At 48.8% G+C, this 3,208-nt stretch carries 2 rRNA genes; both read right to left on the bottom strand.

Going from position 1 to position 3,208, the window contains the following annotated elements:
* Positions 1 to 3: 3 nt before the first annotated feature.
* Positions 4 to 118 (bottom strand): 5S ribosomal RNA (gene rrf / locus CD032_RS05600).
* A gap of 77 nt (positions 119 to 195) precedes the next feature.
* Positions 196 to 3,116: ribosomal RNA gene (locus tag CD032_RS05595) — 23S ribosomal RNA — on the bottom strand.
* Positions 3,117 to 3,208: the final 92 nt, after the last annotated feature.

The raw sequence follows: 3,208 nt of genomic DNA, 5'->3' as shown, positions 1-3,208 counted from the left end.
ATTGCCTGGCAACGTCCTACTCTTGCGGAACGTAAGTCCGACTACCATCGGCGCTAAGGAGCTTAACTTCTGTGTTCGGCATGGGAACAGGTGTGACCTCCTTGCTATAGTCACCAGACAATATCATGTATAACTATTATACATTCAAAACTAGATAGTAAGTAAAATTTAGTTCAACCAACAAAACTTTTAAATTTGATTAAGTCTTCGATCGATTAGTATTCGTCAGCTCCACATATCGCTATGCTTCCACCTCGAACCTATTAACCTCATCATCTTTGAGGGATCTTATAACCGAAGTTGGGAAATCTCATCTTGAGGGGGGCTTCATGCTTAGATGCTTTCAGCACTTATCCCGTCCATACATAGCTACCCAGCGATGCCGTTGGCACGACAACTGGTACACCAGAGGTATGTCCATCCCGGTCCTCTCGTACTAAGGACAGCTCCTCTCAAATTTCCTACGCCCACGACGGATAGGGACCGAACTGTCTCACGACGTTCTGAACCCAGCTCGCGTACCGCTTTAATGGGCGAACAGCCCAACCCTTGGGACCGACTACAGCCCCAGGATGCGATGAGCCGACATCGAGGTGCCAAACCTCCCCGTCGATGTGAACTCTTGGGGGAGATAAGCCTGTTATCCCCGGGGTAGCTTTTATCCGTTGAGCGATGGCCCTTCCATGCGGAACCACCGGATCACTAAGTCCGTCTTTCGACCCTGCTCGACTTGTAAGTCTCGCAGTCAAGCTTCCTTGTGCCTTTACACTCTATGAATGATTTCCAACCATTCTGAGGAAACCTTTGAGCGCCTCCGTTACTCTTTAGGAGGCGACCGCCCCAGTCAAACTGTCCATCTGACACTGTCTCCCACCATGATTAATGGTGCGGGTTAGAAATCCAATACAGCGAGGGTAGTATCCCACCAACGCCTCCACGTAAGCTAGCGCTCACGTATCTAAGGCTCCTACCTATCCTGTACAAGCTGTACCGAATTTCAATATCAGACTACAGTAAAGCTCCACGGGGTCTTTCCGTCCTGTCGCGGGTAACCTGCATCTTCACAGGTACTATGATTTCACCGAGTCTCTCGTTGAGACAGTGCCCAAATCGTTACGCCTTTCGTGCGGGTCGGAACTTACCCGACAAGGAATTTCGCTACCTTAGGACCGTTATAGTTACGGCCGCCGTTTACTGGGGCTTCGATTCGTAGCTTCGCAGAAGCTAACCACTCCTCTTAACCTTCCAGCACCGGGCAGGCGTCAGCCCCTATACATCACCTTACGGTTTAGCAGAGACCTGTGTTTTTGATAAACAGTCGCTTGGGCCTATTCACTGCGGCTCTCCTGGGCGTGAACCCTAAAGAGCACCCCTTCTCCCGAAGTTACGGGGTCATTTTGCCGAGTTCCTTAACGAGAGTTCGCTCGCTCACCTTAGAATTCTCATCTTGACTACCTGTGTCGGTTTGCGGTACGGGCACCATAAATCTAGCTAGAGGCTTTTCTCGGCAGTGTGAAATCAACGACTCGAGGAAACAATTTCCTCTCCCCATCACAGCTTGACCTTAAGAGTGCCGGATTTGCCTAACACTCAGTCTTACTGCTTGGACGTACAATCCAATCGTACGCTTCGCCTATCCTACTGCGTCCCCCCATCGCTTAAAACGATACATGGTGGTACAGGAATATCAACCTGTTATCCATCGCCTACGCCTATCGGCCTCAGCTTAGGACCCGACTAACCCAGAGCGGACGAGCCTTCCTCTGGAAACCTTAGTCAATCGGTGGACGGGATTCTCACCCGTCTTTCGCTACTCACACCGGCATTCTCACTTCTAAGCGCTCCACATGTCCTTACGATCATGCTTCAACGCCCTTAGAACGCTCTCCTACCATTGTCCTACGGACAATCCACAGCTTCGGTAATATGTTTAGCCCCGGTACATTTTCGGCGCAGTGTCACTCGACTAGTGAGCTATTACGCACTCTTTAAATGATGGCTGCTTCTAAGCCAACATACTAGTTGTCTGGGCAACGCCACATCCTTTTCCACTTAACATATATTTTGGGACCTTAGCTGGTGGTCTGGGCTGTTTCCCTTTCGAACACGGACCTTATCACCCGCGTTCTGACTCCCAAGTTAAATTGATTGGCATTCGGAGTTTGTCTGAATTCGGTAACCCGAGAAGGGCCCCTCGTCCAAACAGTGCTCTACCTCCAATAATCATCACTTGAGGCTAGCCCTAAAGCTATTTCGGAGAGAACCAGCTATCTCCAGGTTCGATTGGAATTTCTCCGCTACCCTCAACTCATCCGCTCACTTTTCAACGTAAGTCGGTTCGGTCCTCCATTCAGTGTTACCTGAACTTCAACCTGGTCAAGGGTAGATCACCTGGTTTCGGGTCTACGACCAAATACTCAACGCCCTATTCAGACTCGCTTTCGCTACGGCTCCACATTCACTGCTTAACCTTGCATCAAATCGTAACTCGCCGGTTCATTCTACAAAAGGCACGCCATCACCCATTAACGGGCTCTGACTACTTGTAAGCACACGGTTTCAAGTTCTCTTTCACTCCCCTTCCGGGGTACTTTTCACCTTTCCCTCACGGTACTGGTTCACTATCGGTCACTAGAGAGTATTTAGCCTTGGGAGATGGTCCTCCCGGATTCCGACGGAATTTCTCGTGTTCCGTCGTACTCAGGATCCACTCAAGAGAGAACAGATTTTCGACTACAGGATTATTACCTTCTTTGATGCATCTTTCCAGATGCTTCGTCTAATCTATTCCTTTGTAACTCCGTATAGAGTGTCCTACAACCCCAACAAGCAAGCTCGTTGGTTTGGGCTATTCCCGTTTCGCTCGCCGCTACTCAGGGAATCGATTTTTCTTTCTCTTCCTGCGGGTACTAAGATGTTTCAGTTCTCCGCGTCTACCTTCGATACGCTATGTATTTACGTATCGATAATACGACATAACTCGTATTGGGTTTCCCCATTCGGAAATCTTTGGATCACAGCTTACTTACAGCTCCCCAAAGCATATCGTCGTTAGTAACGTCCTTCATCGGCTTCTAGTGCCAAGGCATCCACCGTGCGCCCTTAATAACTTAATCTATTTGCTTTCAACTCGACAACCGTCGGTTGAAAACCCAAAATGTTATTAATCTGTGAGTGTTCTTTCGAACACTAGCGATTATTTCTTTTT

The organism is Staphylococcus cohnii subsp. cohnii (assembly GCF_002902365.1).
Taxonomy (GTDB): domain Bacteria; phylum Bacillota; class Bacilli; order Staphylococcales; family Staphylococcaceae; genus Staphylococcus; species Staphylococcus cohnii.
The sequence above is the reverse complement of the archived record's forward strand: the minus strand, read 5'-3'. Positions and strand labels throughout refer to the sequence as shown.